Genomic DNA, 20,022 nt, shown 5'->3' with positions numbered 1-20,022 from the left:
GCGGTCGCACCGACCGGCGGGGCGTCCAGCCGGCCCACGCCGACCGGTGCGACCGCCGACGCCGAACCCACTCCGGCAGCCCTGGGCGCCGACTTCGCCATCACGGACAACGCCCTGCTCAGCTATGGCGTGACCGTGACGATCAGCAACCCCGGCGCGGTCCCGGCGTCGCGGTGGACGCTGGTCGTCACCCTTCCCCGGGAGTCGCTGGGGGTCAGCGGGGTCGAGGGGGCGCAGGCCAGTCGCGACGGTGCGGTGTGGACGTTCGTGCCGGACGGAGACACCGGTCAGGTGCCCGGAAGCGCCTCGATCCGGGTGACGTTCCGGGTCAACGGTTCGTTGACCGGTTCCGCCCCCAGGGCGTGCACCATTGACGGGGTCGCTTGCGCCGGCCTGTCGGACTGACCCGAGACGCGCGGTCGAGCGGGGTACACCCGACGTTCCGGCGGCAGCCATGCTTGATTGATCATTAGTTCGGGCGCGCTTCGTACCGTTCCGACCATGACTGTCCTACCCGCATCAACGTCGCTTCGCCGCGCCGGGTCGCGCCTCGGCGCCCTGCGTACCCGGGCCGCCGCCTCCGTCGCCGTCCTCGCCGTCACCGGCGGGGCCGTCGGGGTCGCCGTCGCCACCTCGTCGCCCGCCGTCGCCGAGCCGGGCCACGTCGTCGTCTCGGAGAACTTCTCGGCCGGGTCGCTGCCCACCGGTTGGAACGCGGTCGACGGCGCCTGGAAGGTCGAGAACGGACGACTGTACGGAACCTCCGCCAACTCCAGCGAGAACAACAAGATCACTTTCGGTCGGCACCTGAACGACTTCCGCCTTGAGGCGACCATGCGCTTCGAGTCGGTCTCGGCCGCCACCCGCTGGGCCTCGCTCGGCATCGACGTCCCCGCCAACGGCGCGACCCCCTGGTGGATCGCCACCATGCGCAGCGGCACCACCGCCGCCAACGGGCTCGAATTCGCCCAGCGGACCACGGCCGACGCCTGGGCGGTGACGAACACCGCCTCCGCCCCGTCCGCCGCCGGCACCGGCCGCGACGTCCGGGTCGCCGTCGAGGTGCACGGCAACCAGGCCCGCTGGATCTTCGACGGGCGGGAGGCGATGCGCACGAGCAGCCTCCAGCGTTCCGCCGACGGCGTCCAGGGGCTCTTCGTGAACGGCGCGACCGTGTCGTACGACGACGTCACCGTCACCGAGCTGGCACCGAACGGTTACCTCCGCCCCGAGGGCAGCCCGTTCACCGTGATCGCCCACCGGGCGCGTCCGCCGCCGCACCGGAGAACACCCTCGTCGCTCAGGAGATCGCCCGTAAGGGCGGCGCCGACTGGATCGAGAACGACGTCCAGCCGAGCAAGGACGGCATCCCGTTCATCCTGCACGACGGCACCGTCGACCGGACCACCGACGGCACCGGCAACATCCGGGACCTGACCGCCGCACAGATCAAGGCACTCGACGCCGGCTCCTGGTTCGGCCCGCAGTACGTCGGCGAGCGGGTGCCCACCCTCGCCGAGCAGCTCGCCGACCTGCGGACCCGGGGTGGCAACCTGCTCGTGGAGATCAAGGGCAAGCACACCCGGGACGAGGTCGCCACGATCATCCAGGTGATCCGGGACGAGCAGATGATGGGCCGGGTCTTCATTCAGAGCTTCGAGGTCGACGCCCTGAGGTACACCTACGAGATCGCCCCCGAGCTGCCGCTCGGTCTGCTCCGCAGCACCCTCGACGCCGACCCGGTGGCGCTCGCGAAGGAGCTGCACCTGACGGCGTACAACCCGGACGGCAACGCGCTGCTGGCCAAGCCGGAGCTCGTCGCCCCGCTGCACGCCGCCGGCGTCGCCGTGATGGCCTGGACGATGGACTCCGCCGGCCTGTGGCAGCGGCTGGAGCGGATCGGCACCGACGCGATCATCACCAACCGCGCGGCCGAGTTGGTCGGCTGGAACTCGGCGTTCCTTCAGCGGGCTTCGGCCGACCCGACGGTGCAGATCACCTCGCCGGCCAACGGGGCTCGGCTGGACCGGGCGCAGTCCCCGGTGATCGCCGTCGCCGCTACCAACGCGGACACCGTCACCGTCACGCTGGACGGCAAGAAGTCGGCCGCCGGGCGCAGGCTCGACCTGGCCAAGCTGACCGCCGGTCGGCACACCATCTCCACCGAGGTGACCGGGCCCGAGGGCACCGCCACCGCGACCAGCACCTTCACCGTGACGGTGAGCCAGGCCGGCCTCGGCTACCTGATCCTCACCTCGGGCGCTGACCCGTCCGCCGTCACTGCGATGACTCTCAAGCTGGCCCACGCCCAGTACGCCGAGCTGGCCGCCTACGCCGACCGGCAGGCCGGCAAGCTGGTGCCGGCCGAGGTCGCCAGCGTCATCGCCTCCGACGCCCGCACCCTCGCCCTGAAGTAACGGCTCTCTGGGTGGCGCTGGTCCGCGGGCCAGCGCCACCCGGGCCCCTCAGCGGATGGCGACGGGCGACTCGACCCGCTCGCTGTGCTGACGCACCAGCGGCAGCGCCGGCGCCAACGCCAGCGCCATGCACAGCCCCCCGATGGGAAGCAGGTCGAGGGTGACCGCCGGCAGGACGATGCCGGCGAGGAGCAGTGGCACACTCCACCACGGCAGCCGCCGTCGGGCGGCGAGCATGCCCGCGAGAACGAGCAGGCCGAGGAAGAAGAGCTGGGGTACGACGTCGTAGAAGGCCACCTCAACGCCGGGGATGTCCTTGAAGCTCGCGCCGAGCCGGGACATCTCCGCCCGGTCCTCGGCCAGGAGCCCTTCCACGATGTCCGCGCCGAACTGCACCATCGTCGCGACGAGGCCGACCAATGTGCCGGCCACCACCCCGGTGCGCCACGGACTGCGGGGCAGCAGGCGGGACAGCGCGAGCACACCCGGAACGAAGCACACCATGCCGGCGAGGGCGACCAGGTGCGCGGCCTGCCAGTCGAGCCCGGGACCGTACACCCCGTCGGATTTCCCCCACAGACGAACCAGGCCGTAGGTAGCGATCCCGACCGGTCCGGCGATCACGTAGAGCGCAGCGCGTTTCATGCCAGCCATCATGTGGCCCGCGGACGCCCGCCGACCTCCGGGAGCGTCCCCAACGCGGCCCTGGACTTCGTCTCAGGTCTTCCACCGAGCAACCCCGAGACGCCACCACACCGGCGGGCGCCGGAGTCAGGGGCGGAACGGTTTGCCGGCCAACGCGGATTCCTCCGGGAAGGCCAACGAGCTGAAGAACTTCTCCGTCTCCGCACCGCGGATGCCTTCGATCTTCGCCAACAGCGCCTCGGTGGCCGCGTAGGCACGCTGCTCCCGCTCGGACGGATCGGCGGTCGCCTCGGCGCGACCGAAAGCGAGTCTCCACTGGTTGCTCGCCTCGATGAGCGCGAAATGGGTACGTCGCAGCAGCGCCCACATCTGATCCCACTGATAAAAGGTGCGTAACGCGGTGGCGGCGGCGATGACCACGCCCGAGACCGCGATTACCAGGTCCTTACCCGGGTAGCTGAAGCCGGCGAGCAGCGGCAGCGACGCACTGACGACGATGACCAGGATGCCGGTGGATCGAAAAAGTCGACGGTGCCATTTTGCCCGCCAGTCGTAATGGTTCCTGAGCTTGGTGACGCTGTCTTCCGCCAACGCGCGATAGACCTGCAACGGGTCGCCGGGAGCCCCGTTCTGCGACTCGGCGAGCAACCCGCTCTGTCCTTGGTCAACAGACACGTCACGATGCTAGATGCTGGCCATGTGACGGTCTATAGCCTGAGAATACGATGTTGTCGGAGTATTGACGGGCGAACATCTCCCGTTCCGGTGAAGCGACCGGCCAGGCAATCACCGGAACGCCGCGTCGACGCCACCACGCGGTCAGATTGGACGGAAAAGCGTCCACCTCGAAGGCCAGGAAATCGGGTCGAGTGACCAGGTTGCTGACCATACTGCGGCCCACCATCCGGGTCAGTGGTCCGGCGGTGCGCAGCAGCCCGCTGATGCGACCCACCGGCACCCGCTGCCGCGGTGGCAGCTTGCGTACCGCGACCCGCAGCGCCGCCACGAGCAACGGGTCGAAGGATTCGACGGCGTACCGCCCCGGGTAGTCGGCGGTCTGCCGCAGCACCTCGTCGACGAGATCGAAGTTGAGGGCGAGCGTCGGCCGTTTCAGCTCGATCAGCAGGGGCACCCGTCCGGCGACCTGGTCCAGCACCTGCGACAGCGTGGGAATCCGCTGGTCGGTGCCCTGCAACCGGAGCCGCTGCCGATCGGCCGGGGTCAGCTCCGCGGTGGCGATCGCCGCACCGGTGAGCGCGGTCAACTCGTAGTCGTGGACGACGACGAGCTCGCCCGCATGGGTGAGCTGCACGTCCAGTTCGCAGGCGTAGCCGGCGTCGGCGGCTGCCTCGAACGCCGCGAGGGAGTTGGCCGGTCGATTGTGGCCGGTCAGCCCGCGGTGCGCGATCGGGGTGTCGAGCAGCCAACGGTCGTCGGACGACACACGATCCTCCTGAGCTTCCCCGACCGGGCTACCGCGTCCGGAGCACGCCGTGGAAGGGTTTTCGCGTACCTTACCGGGGCGGTCGGGTGGCGAGCATGCTTCATGCTGGAGTGGTGATTCGTTTCGTACTGAATGTGCTGTGGCTCGTCTTCGGCGGCGGCATCGTGCTGGCGGCCGGCTACGGCATCGCCGCGCTGATCTGCTTCGTCCTGGTCATCACCATCCCGTTCGGCGTCGCGTCGCTGCGCCTCGCGGTCTACTCACTGTGGCCCTTCGGCCGCACCCTGGTGCCCAAGCCGGGCGCGGGCGTCGGCTCCGGCCTGGCGAACATCCTCTGGGTGGTGCTGGCCGGATGGTGGCTCGCGCTCTCCCACATCCTCGCCGGTATCGCCCTCTGCGTCACGATCATCGGGATCCCGTTCGGCATCGCCAACTTCAAGCTGGTTCCGGCCGCGTTCTGGCCCCTCGGCCGCGAGGTCGTCGACGCACCGTGACCCGGTCCGGGCCGGTCCACGACGAACAGCGGCGGGGTGGCGAGGGCGACGCTGGGGGACCGGCCCAACCGGCCGACGAACTGCCCTGAACACGGAAAACGGGAGACCCTCGGTCTCCCGCCACTTCTAACTTATAGCGCACTGGGGGGCTTGCGGCAAGGCCCCGTTCATGACGCAGAATCGTCGGCCGATGCCTGAATCTGCCGAAATGGAAGTCATGAAATGAATTCCTCGCCTACCTCCGTGTTCGAACTCTCCGGTCACCTCTCCCCCAAGGCCGACCCGGCGCTCATCGCGCAGGACGAGCGGCACTTCGCGGCCATGGCGCAGAGCCTTGCGCAGCTCACCGCCGAGCTGTCCGACCGGCTGGACACGGCGCGCCGGGCGCCCGGCGGCAAGGGCCGGCAGGCCGTCGACCGGGACGACGAGGTTCGCCGGCTGACCGCCCGCCTGCGCTCACTGAGCCGCTACGGGCTGGACCTGTGCCTCGGCCACGTGGTCGAGGCGGGCAATCCCGAGCCGGTGTACGTCGGCCGTCGCGGCCTCACCGACAGTACGGGCCGAAGGCTGCTGCTCGACTGGCGTTCACCCGCCGCCGAACCGTTCTTCGGCGCGACCCACGCGAACCCGATGGGCCTGGAGAGCCGCCGACGGTACCGCTGGACCCGCGGCCGGATCAGCGACTACTGGGACGAGGTGTTCACCCCGGACGGGTTCGTGGGGCACGCCGTAGCGCTCGACGACCAGTCCGCGTTCATCGCGAGCCTGGGCAGCGCCCGGTCGGCCCGGATGCGCGACGTGCTCAGCACGATCCAGGCCGACCAGGACGCCATCATCCGAGCGGGGTCGGCCGGCGCCCTCGTGGTCGACGGCGGTCCGGGCACCGGGAAGACAGTCGTCGCCCTGCACCGCACCGCGTACCTGCTCTACTCCGACCCGCGCCTCGGTCAGCGCCGGGGTGGGGTGCTCTTCGTCGGGCCGCACCAGCCCTACCTGGCCTACGTCGGCGACGTCCTGCCCAGCCTCGGTGAAGAGGACGTGCAGACCTGCACCCTGCGCGACCTCGTCGGACAGGGGGTGGCGGCAACCGCCGACGCCGACCCGGAGGTGGCCCGGCTGAAGTCCTCCGCGGAGCTGGTCCGGGCGATCGACGCGGCCGTCCGGTTCTACGAGGATCCGCCGGTCACCCCGATGACGATCACACTCGGCGACTCCGACATCCGGCTGAGCGCCGACGACTGGGCCGACGCGTTCCAGGCGCCGGGTCCGAGCACGCCGCACAACGAGGCGCGCGAGGAGATCTGGGAGGAACTGCTCACCATCCTCATCGGCAGGTACGACGGCGACGAGCCGGACGACGTGCTCCGCGACTCGCTGCTGCGCAACCGGGAACTGCGGGCGACGGTCAACCGCGCCTGGCCGCTGCTCGACGCGGCCGATCTCGTGGGTGACCTGTGGTCGGTGCCCGCGTACCTGCGCAGGTGCGCGCCGTGGCTCAGCCCGGAGGAGGTCCGCAAGCTGCAACGCGACGAGCCCCGGGCCTGGACGGTGTCCGACCTGCCGCTGCTCGACGCGGCCCGGCAGCGGCTCGGCGACGCGGAGAGATCGGGCCGTCCCCGCCGGCACGATCCCGCCGCCGCCGTCGAACGCGACCACATGGCCCGGGTCGTCGACGAACTCCTCGCCGCCGACACCTACGACGACGGCGAGGGCCTGCTGACGATGCTGCGCCAACCCGACCTGCGCGAGGTCCTGGTCGACGACTCCGCCCTGCCGGACGCCGATCCGGACCTGCTGGCCGGCCCGTTCGCGCACATCGTCGTCGACGAGGCGCAGGAGCTGACCGACGCCCAGTGGCAGATGCTGCTGGCGCGTTGCCCGTCGCGCAGCTTCACCATCGTCGGCGACCGCGCCCAGGCCCGGCACGGGTTCACCGAGTCGTGGCAGGAACGCCTCAAGCGCGTCGGGCTCGACCGGATCACCCTGGCCTCGCTGACCATCAACTACCGGACGCCAGCGGAGGTCATGGCGGCGGCCGAGCCCGTCATCCGGGCCGTGCTCCCCGACGCCAACGTGCCGACCTCCATCCGCGGCAACGGGCTGCCCGTCGTCCACGGATCGGTCGCCGAGCTGGAGTCGATCCTGGACACCTGGCTCGCCGCACACGACGACGGGATCGCCTGCGTCATCGGCGACCCGACGTTCCCGCCCACGGACCGGATCCGGTCACTGAGCCCGGAGCAGGCCAAGGGGCTGGAGTTCGACCTGGTCGTCCTCGTCGACCCGGAAACGTTCGGCACCGGCATCGAAGGGGCGGTCGACCGCTACGTCGCGATGACCCGGGCCACCCAGCAACTCGTGCTCCTCACCAGCGACTGACGGCGTTGCGCAAAGCCCTGCCCACCGTCGGCGTACCTGCCCCTCCCCCTCAGGTCGTAGGCGTAGTGCCGTCCTGCGCCAGATGGCTGGGGCCGATCGATCGAACAGGCTTGTTCCATGGCATCGGGTGACGCCGTACGGACCTGCTCCGGACACCCGTTGTCCAGGAAAGGCACTGGCAGACGATGCGATCACTCTCTCTTCATCCATCCCGGCGGCACCGGCCGCTCGTCCGGCTCGGCGCGGTGGTGGCGACCGTTGTCGTCCTCGCCGTGAGCACCGCCGGCTGCGGCGCGGCGCAGCACGACCCCGCACCGCCCATCGGCGCTCCGGCGGCACCCGCGGCCGCCAGCGGGGCGGGTTCCGCCCTGACCGACACCGACGTCAACGCCTGGCTCGACGGCCTGCTGCCGGCAGCGCTGCACCGCACCGGCATCGCCGGCGCCACGGTCGCCGTCGTGAAAGATGGCAAGATCGTCACAACCCGGGGGTACGGGTACGCCGACACCGGCTCCGGCGGCGAACCGGCCGTGCCGGTTGACCCGGACCAGCACCTGTTCCGGATGGGATCGGTGTCGAAGCTGGTCACCGCCACCGCAGTGCTGCAACTCGTGCAGAGCGGGAAGCTCGACCTCGACGCCGACGTCGAGACGTACCTCGATTTTGATCTGCCGCGCCACTACGAGCGGGCCGTGACCCTGCGGCACCTGCTGACGCACACCGCCGGCTTCGAGGAGCGGATCGCCGGCCTCATCGGCACCGACGGCGGCACCGTCGACCTCCGCAAGGCCCTGGTGACCGACCCACCGGAGCAGATCTACGAGCCTGGCACCGTCCCCGCCTACTCCAACTACAGCAACGCGCTCGCCGGTTACATCGTGGAACGGGTCAGCGGGACGCGCTTCGAAGAGTACGTCCAGCGCAACATCCTGGACCGCGCGGGCATGCCGTCGTCGACCTTCGAGCAACCCCTTCCGGAGGCGCTGCGTAACCGGATGTCCAACGGGTACGACACGTCCGCCGGGCCCGCCGCGCCGTTCGAGATCGTCGGCACGCCCCCGCCCGGTGCGCTGAGCGCCCCGGCGACGGACATGGCCCGATTCATGATCGCCCAGCTCGGCGAGCCGGTGGGCTTCGCGCCCCTGCTGGACCAACCGACCCGCGAGCTGATGCAGCGGCCGGCACTCGACGCGACGTCGCTGGGCACCCTCGCTGACGGCCCCCGGATGACCCTCGGTTTCTTCACCGAGGACCGCAACGGTCACCGGATCCTCGGCCACGGCGGCGACACCAAGTACTTCCACTCGCACCTGCAGATCTACCCCGACGACCGGGCCGGCATCTTCGTATCCCTCAACAGCAACGGCTCCGGCGCCCTCGACAGCCACGAGCTTCGCGAGTCGGTCGTGAACGGCTTCGCCGACCGCTACTTCCCCGCCCGCGGCGACCAGCCGGCCACCACTGTGGACCCGGCCACCACCGCCAAGCACGCCGCGCTGGCAGCCGGCACGTACGAGTCCTCGCGCGCGATCCGGAGCAACTTCCTGACGGCGATCGGCCTGGTCGGTCGGACGACGGTCAGCGTCACCGACGGTGATCGGTTGCAGATCGAGCCGGGCCCGCTCTCCGACTCCCCCGCCCGCTACGAGGAGGTGGCGCCCTGGGTCTGGCGGGAGGTCGGTGGGCAGCGCACGATCGCCATGCGCGCGACCGACGACCGGGTCGAGGCGATCAGTTTCGACTCCGCGTTCGCGTTCCTGCCCGTCGAGCCCGCCCGCACCTCCGCGTTGGCTGTCCCGGTGCTGGCCGTGTCGACAGTCGTGCTGCTCCTCACCGTGCTGTCCTGGCCGGTCGGCGCGATCGTCCGCCGTCGGCTCGGCCGCGCGCCCCGGGACCGGGCGGGGCGTACCGCACGGATCCTGAGCCGCCTCGCCGTCGCCGGCACGCTGCTGGCGTTCGCCGGTTGGGTGCTGAGCATCGGCAGCATCATGAGCCTGCAGGACATCCCCGGCGCCGTCCTGCGCACCATCCAGGTGCTGCAACTGGTCGGCCTGCTCGGGGTACTGCCCGCCACCGTCCGGCTGGTGGACGACGTGCGACGCCACGTCGGCTGGCGACGGATCGCCGGCAGCGGGCTGATCCTGGTCGCTCTCGCCGGCGCGGGCTGGTTCGCCGTGGAGTTCCAGCTGCTCGCGCCTAGCATCTCCTACTGACCCGCCCGACCCGGGACGATCCGGAGCAAGGATGCGCACCGCATGAGGGATCACACCGACACCGAACTCGGCACACCCCGACTGACGAAGTGGCTCGACGGACGGCTCACCCAGCTCGGGCTGAGCGGAGTGTTCCCCCGGGACTGCCTGCTGGCGGCGGCGCTGACCGTCCTGACGTTCGTCCTGCTGACGGTGCTGTTCTGGTTCGTGGCACCGGCGGACGGGGTGTCGTTCGACCCGACGCGGGCCTGGCTGCTGACCGCCGTCTGCTGCGCGCAGGCGATGCTGCTGTGCCTGCGTCGGGTCCGGCCGCTGCTCTGCCTCGCGCTCGTCGTCGGCCTCCAGCTGCCCATCATCGGCGTCTCCCTGCCCGAGGCGACCATCCGGGGTATCGCCCCGTTCGTCGTGGCGTACACCGTCGGGTCGTTGCTGCCGGTTCGTCGTGCGCTGCTGGCCGTCGGCGCGGCCGTGGCGGTGGAGTCGATCGGCGCGGCCGTCGTGGTGGTCCCGGATCTGCTGACGGCCGTCGCGTACGTCTCGGCGAGCGCGCTGACCTACGCCAGCGCGACCTTCGTCGGCGGTTATATGGCCACCTACCGGCGCTACGTCGAGTTGGTCCGGGTGCGCGCGGACGAGGCGATCCGGGAGCAACGCACGAAGGTCCAGGCGGCGATCGGCGCGGAGCGCTCCCGGATGGCCCGGGAGTTGCACGACGTGGCGGCCCACCACCTCTCCGGCATGGTCGTGCAGGCGGCGGCGGTCGAGCGACTGATCGACCGGGACCCGGCGGCCGCGAAGGCCGGCGTGGCGTGGATCCGAAGCCAGGGCAAGGAGACCCTGGACAACCTTCGGCTCGTCGTCGGTGTGCTGCGTGGCAGGCCGGGGCACGAGGGCGGCGACGGCGCCGCCCCGGTGCCGGGGCTGGGTATGCTCGACGACCTCGTGCGCACCGCGGGCAACCTCGCCGGCCCGGTGGAGTTCGTCCGGGAGGGCGAGCAACGCGAGGTGTCGCCGATCGCCGACGTGGCGCTCTACCGGATCGCGCAGGAGTCGCTCAGCAACGCCCGTCAGCACGCTCCGGGCGCCGCGGCCCGGGTGGTGCTCCGCTTCGAGCCCCGCTCGGTGTCGCTGGAGGTGGTGAACGACCCCGCCGCGCCGCGAGGCGTACCGGCGGCCCGGACCGGTGGGGTTGGCCTGGTGGGTATGCGCGAGCGCGCCCAGCTGATCGGTGCGACGCTCACCGCCGGGCCGACGGCCGCCGGTGGCTGGTCGGTCACCGCGACACTCCCGACGAACGGCCCCGCCACCACCCGGGCGAAGGAAGAGGCCCCAGCATGATCAGAGTGATGCTCGTCGACGACCAGGCGGTCGTCCGCGCCGGCTTCCGCGTCATCCTGGAGCAGGACGGTGAGATCGAGGTCGTCGCCGAGGCGTCGAGCGGATCCGCCGCTGTCGAGCTGGCCCGCCGGCTGCAACCGGACGTCATCTGCATGGACGTCCGGATGCCGCACGGCGACGGGCTCACCGCGACCCGCCAGATCGTCGCCGAGGCACCCGGTACGCCACCGGCGGTGCTGGTCGTGACGACCTTCGACCTCGACGAGTACATCTTCGGCGCGCTGGAATCCGGCGCCAGCGGGTTCATCCTCAAGGACTGCGAGCCCGAGGACCTGATCGAGGCGATCCGTCGTCTCGCGAGCGGCTACGGGCTCGTCGACCAGGCCGTCACCCGTCGGGTGATCTCGGAGTTCGCCAGGCGTACGCCCGCTCCCCGCTCCGACGCGGCGGCGGCGCACCAGTTGACCGCGCGGGAGACCGAGATCGTGGAGTTGCTCGCGCAGGGCCTGTCGAACGTCGAGATCGCCGAGCAGCTCTTCATCGAGACCAGCACGGTCAAGTCGCACCTCGGGCGGGCCATGGCGAAGATCGGCGCACGGGATCGGCTACAAACCGTCGTGTGGGCGTACCAGAACGGGGTGGTCCACCGATGACAGCGACCCGATCCCGTGCACGACGGCGGGTCCACCCCCGGTCGAGAGTGGACATTGCCGGAGTACGATCCCGGTCGTACCGCTGTGGTGACCTCCAGCTGACGACCCCTCGATAGGAGCCAGGCATGGCCGGCCCGGACCCCGAACTCGCCGCGAAGCTTCAGCCCGACGTGCCGCACGCGGCACGAATCTGGAACTACTGGATGGGTGGCAAGGACAACTTCCAGTCCGACCGGGCAGCCGGCGACGCGGTCGCCGAGGTCTACCCGGAGATCGTCCTCATGGCACAGCAGTCGCGCGTGTTCCTGGTGCGGGCCGTGCGTTACCTCGCGGCCCAGGCGGGCATCCGGCAGTTCCTGGACATCGGCACCGGCCTGCCCACCATGCAGAACACGCACGCGGTCGCACAGGGCACCGCTCCCGACTCGCGGATCGTCTACGTGGACAACGACCCGATGGTGCTGGTGCACGCGCGGGCGCTGTTGGCCAGCACGACGTCGGAGGGTGTCACCACCTACGTCCCGGCCGACTACCACGACCCGGAAAAGATCCTCGCCGAGGCGGCGCAGACGCTCGATTTCGACCAGCCCATCGCCGTGATGTACATGGGCGTGATGGGTTACGAGCCCGACCTGGACGTGGTGCGCTCGATCGTCGGGCGCACGATGGACGCGGTGCCGTCCGGCTCGCACCTGGTGCTCTGGGACGGCACCAACACCAGCCCGGCGGTGGTCTCCGGCGCCGAGCGGCTGGCGCAGAGCGGCGGGGTCCCGTACATCCTGCGCAGCCCGGAGGAGCTCGCGAGCTGCTTCGACGGGTTGATGATGGTGGAGCCGGGCCTGGTGCCGATCCCGCTGTGGCGGCCGGAGGCTCCCGACGCCGTCGGGATCGACGCCTACGGCGCGGTGGCCCGCAAGCCCTGACCGGCACGAGGTCCGCCCCGCTCCCGCCGTCGCGCCGGAGCGGGGCGGACGTCGTTCACCGCTCACACGTCAGGGTCAGGCCGTCGGGCACCGCGCTGGTCGCCACGAGCAGGCCGAACGTCGTCGCCGCGTCCAGCGCCAGCGACCCGTTGTACGACGCGTTGCGCACCGTGACATCGGTGCCGGCCGTCTCGGCCACCCCACCCCAGGCCGCCTGGACCCGCTCGTCACCGGACCACCGCCAGGAGACGCGCCACTGGTCCAGCGGCAGCGTTCCGCTGTTGCGGACGGTGACCGTCGCGACGAAACCGCTACCCCAGTGGGTGTCGATCGTGGCCGTCGCACGGCACGAGGTCAGCGCGGCGGTGCGGCCCGAGGCGATCACGTACGGGTCCCGTCGGCCCTCGACGTCGGTGAACCGGTACCAGTACTCGGTGTCGGGCGTCAGCCGGTCGATGGTCACCGAGCCGTTGCGCTCCTGCCCGGAGACACCCTCGGCGACCGCGGCCCGCCACTGTTGGGCGTCCTCGCGGCTGGTGAAGAGACTGACGGTCATCGGCGGGTCGTAGCCGCAGGGCGGGCGGAAGAAGATGGAGTACGAGATGGTCAGGCTCGTGGTGGTGGCCCCGGCCACGCTCGCGCTGATCGGTAACGCCGGTGGGCAGGCCGGCGTCGGTGTGGACGATGGCGTCGGCGTCGGCGTGGGTGTCGCTTCGGCGGCGGCCGTCCCGGTCCAGGCGGCCAGCGCCATGGTCGTGACAGCGAGGAACATGCGAAGCATCGGTACCTCCGTGGTTACCGGGCACCGATGACCGAGGTGGTGGCCGGTGCCGCGCTCGGGTTTCCGGTCGCCGACGAGGCTGCCCGACACGGGTGACGTGGCCACCTCGTGCGCCCCGTGGACCGGAGGAGAACTGGTGCGCGCTGGCTCCCCGAGCACGACCGATACACAGCATGGCAGTCGAGGTGCATCGATACAAGACGACCCCGTTCCCGTCGGCCCGTCGTCAGGGGGACGACCCGACCCGTACCCGGTCGTTCTGGTCGTCGGAGAGGAAGGACGCCAATGCCTGCCCCTCCTCGGTCAGTGCGGCCCGGTCCGCTCGGGAGAAAACGCGCAGTGGGCTGACGGTCACCGTGCCCGACTCGACGGTCCAGGTCGCCGCGACCCGGCCGTCGACGAGAACCACGCGCTCGCCGGCCACCGAAAGGAGACGGTGCGCGTCGTCGATGATCCGGCTGCGGTCGTGGTAGCCGAGGATCGCGTTGTCGAACGCCGGCAGGAACCGCACCGGGGCGGGTGTCTCCGGGTCGGGGCGCGGCGCGTCGGCGAGATCGATCAGCTTTCGACCCCCGCTCGTCGCGGAAGGTGATCAGTTCGTCGCGCAGAGCGGCGACCGCGGCCGGCAGCCCGGCGAGGCCGCACCAGGCGCGCAGGTCGGCCGTGGCCGCCGGGCCGAACGCGGCCAGCAGGTGGACGGTGCGGCGCATGAGGTGCATTCGCACCACGCGTCGCTGGGTCAGCAGGGTCAGCAGGGTCGAGAGCGTCGCCGGGTCGAACGCCCGCAGCCGCGACCACAGCCCGATGAACGGCTCCTGCGGCTCCTGGCCCTGGAGGCCACCGAGGTGGGCGACGGCGTCGAGGGTCGGCAGGTCGGCGCGGTCGAGCAGCAGCTGCCGGGCGAGCGTCGCGCGGTTGAGCGCCCGGGTGTCGAGAACGGTCATCAGGCCCCTTCGGTCGACCTGATTGTCCGACCGGGAGTGACAGTCCCGGGTACGCCGCCGGCGCGTGGCCACCGCTCCGTCCGTGGCGGGTACCGTGGCGGTCCCGGCCGGAGGGGGTCGGTGGAGGTCGACGCGGTCCCGGGGACGCCAAAAAGTTTTGTGCATTTCCTACAACTGAGCGACTGTTGGTTCGGTGGTTGCGCCATAGCGCTCGCCGCCGCCACGCGGAAAGGTGATCACTGCGGGGAGCCGTCGTCTCGCGGCATTCAGGTCGAGGTCTAGCTAAGGGGTCTTTCGGGTGTTCAACCGTGTCGCCATCGTCAACCGTGGTGAAGCCGCCATGCGGCTCATCCACGCGGTCCGCGAGTTGGCCGCGGAGACCGGCATCCAGCTCGAAACCGTGGCTCTCTACACCGACGTCGACCGCAACGCCACATTCGTCCGCGAAGCGGACATCGCCTACGACCTCGGCCCGGCGTCCGCTCGCCCGTACCTCAACCTGGCGGTGCTGGAGCGCGCCCTGACCGAGACCGGGGCCGACGCCGCGTGGGTCGGCTGGGGCTTCGTCGCCGAGGATCCGGCGTTCGCCGAGCTGTGCGAGAAGATCGGCGTCACCTTCGTCGGGCCGAGCGCGGACGCCATGCGCCAGCTCGGCGACAAGATCGGCTCGAAGCTGATCGCCGAGAAGGTCGGCGTGCCGGTCGCGCCGTGGAGCCGTGGCGCCGTCGAGACCCTGGACGCCGCACGTGCCTCGGCGGCCGAGGTCGGCTACCCGCTGATGCTGAAGGCGACCGCCGGTGGTGGCGGGCGCGGCATCCGCGTGATCAGGAACGAAGCCGAGCTGGTCGACGCGTACGAGCGCACCAGCCAGGAGGCGGCACGGGCGTTCGGCAGCGGCATCGTCTTCCTGGAGCGCCTGGTCACCGGCGCCCGACACGTCGAGGTCCAGGTGATCGCCGACGGGCAGGGCACCGCGTGGGCGCTCGGCGTGCGCGACTGCTCGGTGCAGCGGCGCAACCAGAAGGTCATCGAGGAGTCGGCGTCACCGGTGCTCGACCCGGCGCAGGCCGCCGAACTGAAGACGTCGGCCGAGCGGCTGGCCGTGGCTGTCGGCTACCGCGGCGCGGCGACCGTCGAGTTCCTCTACCACCCCGGTGACCGGTTGTTCGCGTTCCTCGAGGTCAACACCCGCCTCCAGGTCGAGCACCCGATCACCGAGCTGACCACCGGGTTCGACCTGGTCAAGGCGCAACTGCACGTCGCCTCCGGCGGGCGGCTCGAAGGTGCGCCGCCGGCCGAGCGCGGGCACGCCATCGAGGCGCGGCTCAACGCCGAGGACCCCGACCGCGACTTCGCACCGTCGCCAGGCCGCATCGCCCGGCTGGATCTGCCCAGTGGCCCCGGCATCCGGGTGGACACCGGCGTCAGCGAGGGCGACACCATCCCGGCCGACTTCGACTCGATGATCGCGAAGATCATCGCGTACGGCCGCGACCGCGACGAGGCGCTCGGCAAGCTGCGCCGGGCCATGGCGAACACCACGGTGATCATCGAAGGTGGGGCGACGAACAAGAGCTTCGTGCTCGACCTGCTCGACCAGCCCGAGGTGATCGACGCCAGCGCGGACACCGGCTGGATCGACCGCGTCCGCGGCGAGGGCCGCCTCGTCACCCACCGCCACTCCGCCGTCGCCCTGGCGGCCGCCGCCATCGAGGCGTACGAGGAGGAGGAGCGCGTCGAGCGGCAGCGGCTGCTGTCGACGGCCGCCGGCGGACGTCCGCAGGTGCAGCACGCCAGCGGCCGACCGTTGGACCTCAAGCTGCGCGGCGTCGGTTACCGCACGCGGGTGGCCCGCGTCGGCGCGCACCGCTTCCGGGTCGGCATCGAGAACGGTCCCGTCGTGCGCACCGCCGACGTCGAACTCGACCGCTTCGATCGGCACACCGGTCAGATCGTCGTCAACGGCGTCCGTTACCGCCTGCTCACCGGCACCTACGGGCCGACCCACCTGGTCGAGGTGGACGGCGTGACGCACCGGGTCAGCCGGGACGAGGGCGGTGTCCTGCGCTCGCCGATGCCCGCACTGGTCGTCGCCACGCCGCTGGAGGTCGGCGCCGAGGTCGAGGCGGGCGCGCCGGTGCTGGTGCTGGAAGCGATGAAGATGGAGACGGTGCTGCGGGCGCCGTTCAAGGCGCGGTTGAAAGAGTGCGCCGTCTCGGTGGGCAGCCAGGTGGAGGCGGGTGCGCCGCTGCTGCGCCTGGAGCCGCTGGCGGACGACGCCGAGGACACCGCGGACGACCCGAACACCGAGACCATCGAACTGGACCTGCCCACCGCCACCGAGGACGTCCCGGCGGACCAGCGCGCCAGGCGCGGTCAGGAGGACCTGCGAGGTCTGCTGCTCGGCTTCGACGTCGACCCGCACGACGACAGCCGGGTGCTCGACGGCTACCTCACCGCGCGACGGGCGGCCATCGAGGCCGGCCAGCCCACCTTGGCCGCCGAACTCGATCTCATCGAGGTGTTCGCCGATCTCGCCGAGCTGAGCCGCAACCGGCCGACGGGTGAGGACGGCGGCGCCGCGCACGTGCACAGCGCCCGGGAGTACTTCCACACCTACCTGCAGAGCCTCGACGTCGAGCGGGCCGGGCTGCCGGACGCCTTCCAGACCAGGCTCGGCAAGGCGCTCGGCCGGTACGGCGTCACCGACCTGGACCGCACCCCCGCCCTCGAAGCCGCCGTCTTCCGGATCTTCCTCGCCCAGCAGCGCGCCTCGGCGGACGCGCAGGTCATCGCGGCGCTGCTGCGCGCCTGGCTGCGGGAGACCCCGCCGGACGAGACGCTGCGTGAGCCGGCCGGCCTCGCCCTGGAACGGCTGATCGCCGCGACGCAGGTCCGCTTCCCGGCGGTCGCGGACCTCGCCCGGGGCGTGGTGTTCGCCTGGTTCGCCCAGCCGCTGCTGCGCCGCAACCGCGCCCGCGTCTACGCCGAGGTCCGTGGACACCTGCGGCACCTGGACGCGCACCCGGATGCGCCGGACCGCGCCGAGCGCGTCGCCGAGATGGTGCGCAGCACCGAACCCCTGGTCCGGCTGCTCGGCCAGCGGCTCGTCCGCGACCACCTCGACAACGCGGTGATGTTGGAGGTGCTGACCCGGCGGTACTACGGCAACCGGTCGCTCACCAGTGTGCGTACCCGTGAGGTCGCGGGCTGCACGTTCGTGGTCGCCGAACGCGCCGAGTCGAGCGTGGTCTCCGCCGCGGTGCGCTTCGACGCGCTGGGCGACGCCCTGCGCGGGTTGGCCGACCTGGCCACCGGCGAGGACGCCGTGGACGCCGACATCTACCTCGGCTGGGAGAACCAGCCGGAGGACTTCGACGCGATGGCGGCGGCGCTGGCCGACGTCATCGCCGCGCACCCGCTGCCGCCCCAGGTCCGTCGGGTGACCACTACCGTCGCGGGTCGCGGCGGAGCGGTGATGCACCACCACTTCACCTTCCGCCCGTCGGGCGCCCAGTTGACCGAGGACCGGCTGATCCGCGGGCTGCACCCGTACATCGCGCAGCGGATGCAGCTGGAGCGACTGCACAAGTTCGACCTGACCCGGCTGCCGTCGTCGGACGAGGAGGTCTACCTCTTCCAGTGCGTGGCCCGGGAGAACCGGGCCGACGAGCGCCTCGTGGCGTTCGCGCAGGTGCGCGACCTCACCGAGCTTCGCGAGCAGGACGGCCGTCTGGTCGCGCTGCCGACCACCGAGGACGCCATCGCCGCCTGCCTCGACTCGATCCGCCGCGCCCAGTCGCGCCGGCCGTCGAAGACGCGCTTCAACACCAACCGCATCGTGGTCTACGTGTGGCCGCCGAGCGAGTTGACCCGCGAGGAGATGGAGATGATCGCCGGGCGGGTCCGCCCGACGACCGCGGGCGCCGGCTTGGAGGAGATCCTGTTCATCGCGCGGCAGCGCGACCGTCGGACCGGCGAGCTGACGAGGATCGCCGTACGGATCTCGTTCGACGCGGCGGGCGGCGCCGAACTGGCCGTCGGGGAGCCGCCGGTCGAGCCGATCGAGCCGCTCGACGAGTACCGGCTCAAGGTGCTGCGGGCCAGCAGCCGCAACACCGTGTACCCGTACGAGCTGACCGGCCGGCTCGGTGACTTCGTCGAGTACGACCTCGACGACGACCACGTGCTGACGCCGGTGCACCGCCCGAAGGGGCGCAACAGCGCCGCGATCGTCGCCGGGGTGGTCACCACGCCGACCGAGCGCTACCCGCAGGGTGTCACGCGGGTGGTGCTGCTCGGTGACCCGACGAAGTCGCTGGGCGCCCTGTCGGAGCCGGAGTGCCGGCGCGTGATCGCCGCACTCGACCTGGCCGAGCGGATGCAGGTGCCGCTGGAGTGGTGGGCGCTGTCCGCCGGGGCCCGGATCTCGATGACCTCCGGCACGGAGAACATGGACTGGGTGGCTGCGGCGCTCAAGCGGATCGTCGAGTTCACCCAGGCCGGCGGTGAGATCAACATCGTGGTGGCGGGCATCAACGTCGGCGCGCAGCCGTACTGGAACGCCGAGGCGACGATGCTCATGCACACCAAGGGCATCCTGGTGATGACGCCCGACTCGGCGATGGTGCTCACCGGCAAGCAGTCGCTCGACTTCTCCGGTGGGGTGTCGGCTGAGGACAACTTCGGCATCGGCGGCTACGACCGGGTGATGGGACCGAACGGGCAGGCGCAGTACTGGGCGCCGAACCTGACGGCCGCCCGGGACGTGGTGATGGCGCACTACGACCACACGTACGTCGCACCCGGCGAGGACGCGCCCCGACGGGCGGTCACCACCGACCCGGCCGACCGGGACATCTCCGACTTCCCGCACGACGTGGCGGGTAGCGCCTTCGCCACCGTCGGGGAGATCTTCTCCGCCGAGGCCAACCCGGACCGCAAGAAGCCGTTCGACATCCGGACGGTGATGCGGGCCCTGTCCGACCAGGACCACGCCGTGCTGGAGCGTTGGGCTGGCATGGCGGACGCGGACACCGCGGTCGTGCAGGACGTCCACCTCGGTGGTATCCCGGTCTGCCTGCTCGGCATCGAGTCCCGGTCGGTGCCGCGGCACGGCTTCCCGCCCACCGACGGTCCGGACACCTACACGGCGGGCACGCTGTTCCCGCGCTCGTCGAAGAAGGCCGCGCGGGCGATCAACGCGGCCAGCGGCAACCGGCCGCTCGTCGTGCTGGCGAACCTGTCCGGCTTCGACGGCTCACCGGAGTCGATGCGCAAGCTGCAACTGGAGTACGGCGCCGAGATCGGCCGGGCGATCGTGAACTTCCGCGGGCCCATCGTCTTCTGCGTGATCTCGCGCTACCACGGCGGCGCGTTCGTGGTGTTCTCGAAGGCGTTGAACCCGAACATGACGGTGCTGGCGCTGGAGGGCTCGTTCGCCTCGGTGCTCGGTGGCGCACCCGCCGCCGCTGTCGTGTTCTCCGCCGACGTCAACGCCCGTACGGCGGCCGACCCGCGGGTGCGGGACCTGGAGGCCCGCACCGCCGCCGCGGCTGGCACCGAACGCGCCGCGCTGACCGCGGAGCTCGACGAGCTGCGTTCGTCGGTGCGCGCGGAGAAGCTCAGCGAGGTGGCCGCGGAGTTCGATCGGGTGCACAACATTCACCGCGCCGTCGAGGTCGGCTCGGTGGACGCCGTCATCCGCGCCGCCGAGCTGCGTCCGCGCATCATCGAGGCCATCGAGGCCCGCCTCGGGTGATCCGCCGAGATCGGGCGGGGCGGGCTCGGT

At 71.2% G+C, this 20,022-nt stretch carries 14 protein-coding genes and 1 pseudogene; 9 read left to right on the top strand and 6 right to left on the bottom strand.

Annotation, left to right across the window (positions count from 1 at the left end; translation table 11 throughout):
• Together DLJ59_RS33635 and DLJ59_RS33630 are read left to right on the top strand one after the other, a co-directional pair.
• A partial coding sequence (locus DLJ59_RS33635; protein WP_208648925.1) for a cellulose binding domain-containing protein occupies positions 1 to 405 on the top strand: 405 nt, incomplete at its 5' end.
• 509 nt (positions 406 to 914) lie between these two features.
• Positions 915 to 2,417 carry a glycerophosphodiester phosphodiesterase gene (locus DLJ59_RS33630; RefSeq protein ID WP_244236371.1) on the top strand — a complete coding sequence of 501 codons (1,503 nt, stop codon included), beginning with the start codon at positions 915 to 917 and terminating at the stop codon, positions 2,415 to 2,417.
• Between the two features lie 48 nt (positions 2,418 to 2,465).
• On the opposite strand, the gene DLJ59_RS33625 is transcribed toward DLJ59_RS33630, so the two are convergent.
• From DLJ59_RS33625 to DLJ59_RS33615, 3 genes are all read right to left on the bottom strand, one after another.
• Positions 2,466 to 3,062 carry a hypothetical protein gene (locus DLJ59_RS33625; protein ID WP_124778144.1) on the bottom strand — a complete coding sequence of 199 codons (597 nt, stop codon included), beginning with the start codon at positions 3,060 to 3,062 and terminating at the stop codon, positions 2,466 to 2,468.
• A 126-nt stretch (positions 3,063 to 3,188) separates the two neighbouring features.
• Positions 3,189 to 3,710, bottom strand: a complete 522-nt coding sequence (locus DLJ59_RS33620) for an SLATT domain-containing protein (protein ID WP_158630945.1) — start codon at positions 3,708 to 3,710, stop codon at positions 3,189 to 3,191.
• Positions 3,711 to 3,738: 28 nt separating this feature from the next.
• Positions 3,739 to 4,506: a glycerophosphodiester phosphodiesterase family protein gene (locus DLJ59_RS33615; RefSeq protein WP_124778142.1), complete on the bottom strand. Its 768-nt coding sequence runs from the start codon at positions 4,504 to 4,506 to the stop codon at positions 3,739 to 3,741.
• A 113-nt stretch (positions 4,507 to 4,619) separates the two neighbouring features.
• Here DLJ59_RS33615 and DLJ59_RS33610 point away from each other — a divergent pair, with 113 nt between their 5' ends.
• From DLJ59_RS33610 to DLJ59_RS33585, 6 genes are all read left to right on the top strand, one after another.
• A complete protein-coding gene (locus DLJ59_RS33610; RefSeq protein ID WP_208648924.1) occupies positions 4,620 to 5,000 on the top strand; it encodes a YccF domain-containing protein in 381 nt (126 codons plus the stop codon).
• A 222-nt stretch (positions 5,001 to 5,222) separates the two neighbouring features.
• The gene (gene helR, locus DLJ59_RS33605; RefSeq protein ID WP_124778141.1) at positions 5,223 to 7,379 is read left to right on the top strand and encodes an RNA polymerase recycling motor ATPase HelR; all 2,157 of its coding nucleotides are present in this window, start codon (positions 5,223 to 5,225) and stop codon (positions 7,377 to 7,379) included.
• A gap of 185 nt (positions 7,380 to 7,564) precedes the next feature.
• Entirely contained in the window at positions 7,565 to 9,592 is a 2,028-nt protein-coding gene (locus DLJ59_RS33600; RefSeq protein ID WP_124778140.1) for a serine hydrolase domain-containing protein, read from the top strand.
• Between the two features lie 42 nt (positions 9,593 to 9,634).
• A complete protein-coding gene (locus DLJ59_RS33595; RefSeq protein ID WP_124778139.1) occupies positions 9,635 to 10,930 on the top strand; it encodes a sensor histidine kinase in 1,296 nt (431 codons plus the stop codon).
• Positions 10,927 to 11,583, top strand: a complete 657-nt coding sequence (locus DLJ59_RS33590) for a response regulator (RefSeq protein WP_124778138.1) — start codon at positions 10,927 to 10,929, stop codon at positions 11,581 to 11,583. Before DLJ59_RS33595 ends, DLJ59_RS33590 begins: the two co-directional genes overlap by 4 nt.
• A gap of 125 nt (positions 11,584 to 11,708) precedes the next feature.
• Positions 11,709 to 12,506 (top strand): SAM-dependent methyltransferase, encoded by a 798-nt coding sequence (locus DLJ59_RS33585; RefSeq protein WP_124778137.1) that lies wholly within the window; start codon positions 11,709 to 11,711, stop codon positions 12,504 to 12,506.
• Positions 12,507 to 12,561: 55 nt separating this feature from the next.
• Here DLJ59_RS33585 and DLJ59_RS33580 read toward each other — a convergent pair whose 3' ends face one another.
• From DLJ59_RS33580 to DLJ59_RS37995, 3 genes and pseudogenes are all read right to left on the bottom strand, one after another.
• The gene (locus tag DLJ59_RS33580; protein ID WP_124778136.1) at positions 12,562 to 13,287 is read right to left on the bottom strand and encodes a cellulose binding domain-containing protein; all 726 of its coding nucleotides are present in this window, start codon (positions 13,285 to 13,287) and stop codon (positions 12,562 to 12,564) included.
• 226 nt (positions 13,288 to 13,513) lie between these two features.
• Positions 13,514 to 13,846 carry a DNA glycosylase AlkZ-like family protein gene (locus DLJ59_RS38000; protein ID WP_279635799.1) on the bottom strand — a complete coding sequence of 111 codons (333 nt, stop codon included), beginning with the start codon at positions 13,844 to 13,846 and terminating at the stop codon, positions 13,514 to 13,516.
• A 70-nt stretch (positions 13,847 to 13,916) separates the two neighbouring features.
• Positions 13,917 to 14,231: pseudogene (locus DLJ59_RS37995) on the bottom strand (DNA glycosylase AlkZ-like family protein); the annotation flags it as partial.
• A 298-nt stretch (positions 14,232 to 14,529) separates the two neighbouring features.
• On the opposite strand from DLJ59_RS37995, the gene DLJ59_RS33570 reads away from it, so the two are divergent.
• On the top strand, positions 14,530 to 19,992 hold the full coding sequence (locus tag DLJ59_RS33570; RefSeq protein WP_124778135.1) for an ATP-binding protein: 5,463 nt from the start codon (positions 14,530 to 14,532) through the stop codon (positions 19,990 to 19,992).
• Positions 19,993 to 20,022: the final 30 nt, after the last annotated feature.

The sequence above is a fragment of the Micromonospora inaquosa genome (assembly GCF_003857055.1).
Classification (GTDB): Bacteria; Actinomycetota; Actinomycetes; order Mycobacteriales; family Micromonosporaceae; genus Micromonospora; species Micromonospora inaquosa.
The sequence above is the reverse complement of the archived record's forward strand: the minus strand, read 5'-3'. Positions and strand labels throughout refer to the sequence as shown.

Excerpts from the sequence above, each read along its gene's own strand:
- DLJ59_RS33625 (WP_124778144.1), bottom strand. The coding sequence starts at position 3,062 with ATGAAACGCGCTGCGCTCTACGTGATCGCCGGACCGGTCGGGATCGCT.
- helR (WP_124778141.1), top strand. The coding sequence starts at position 5,223 with ATGAATTCCTCGCCTACCTCCGTGTTCGAACTCTCCGGTCACCTCTCC.
- DLJ59_RS33600 (WP_124778140.1), top strand. The coding sequence starts at position 7,565 with ATGCGATCACTCTCTCTTCATCCATCCCGGCGGCACCGGCCGCTCGTC.
- DLJ59_RS33595 (WP_124778139.1), top strand. The coding sequence starts at position 9,635 with ATGAGGGATCACACCGACACCGAACTCGGCACACCCCGACTGACGAAG.
- DLJ59_RS33590 (WP_124778138.1), top strand. The coding sequence starts at position 10,927 with ATGATCAGAGTGATGCTCGTCGACGACCAGGCGGTCGTCCGCGCCGGC.
- DLJ59_RS33585 (WP_124778137.1), top strand. The coding sequence starts at position 11,709 with ATGGCCGGCCCGGACCCCGAACTCGCCGCGAAGCTTCAGCCCGACGTG.
- DLJ59_RS33580 (WP_124778136.1), bottom strand. The coding sequence starts at position 13,287 with ATGCTTCGCATGTTCCTCGCTGTCACGACCATGGCGCTGGCCGCCTGG.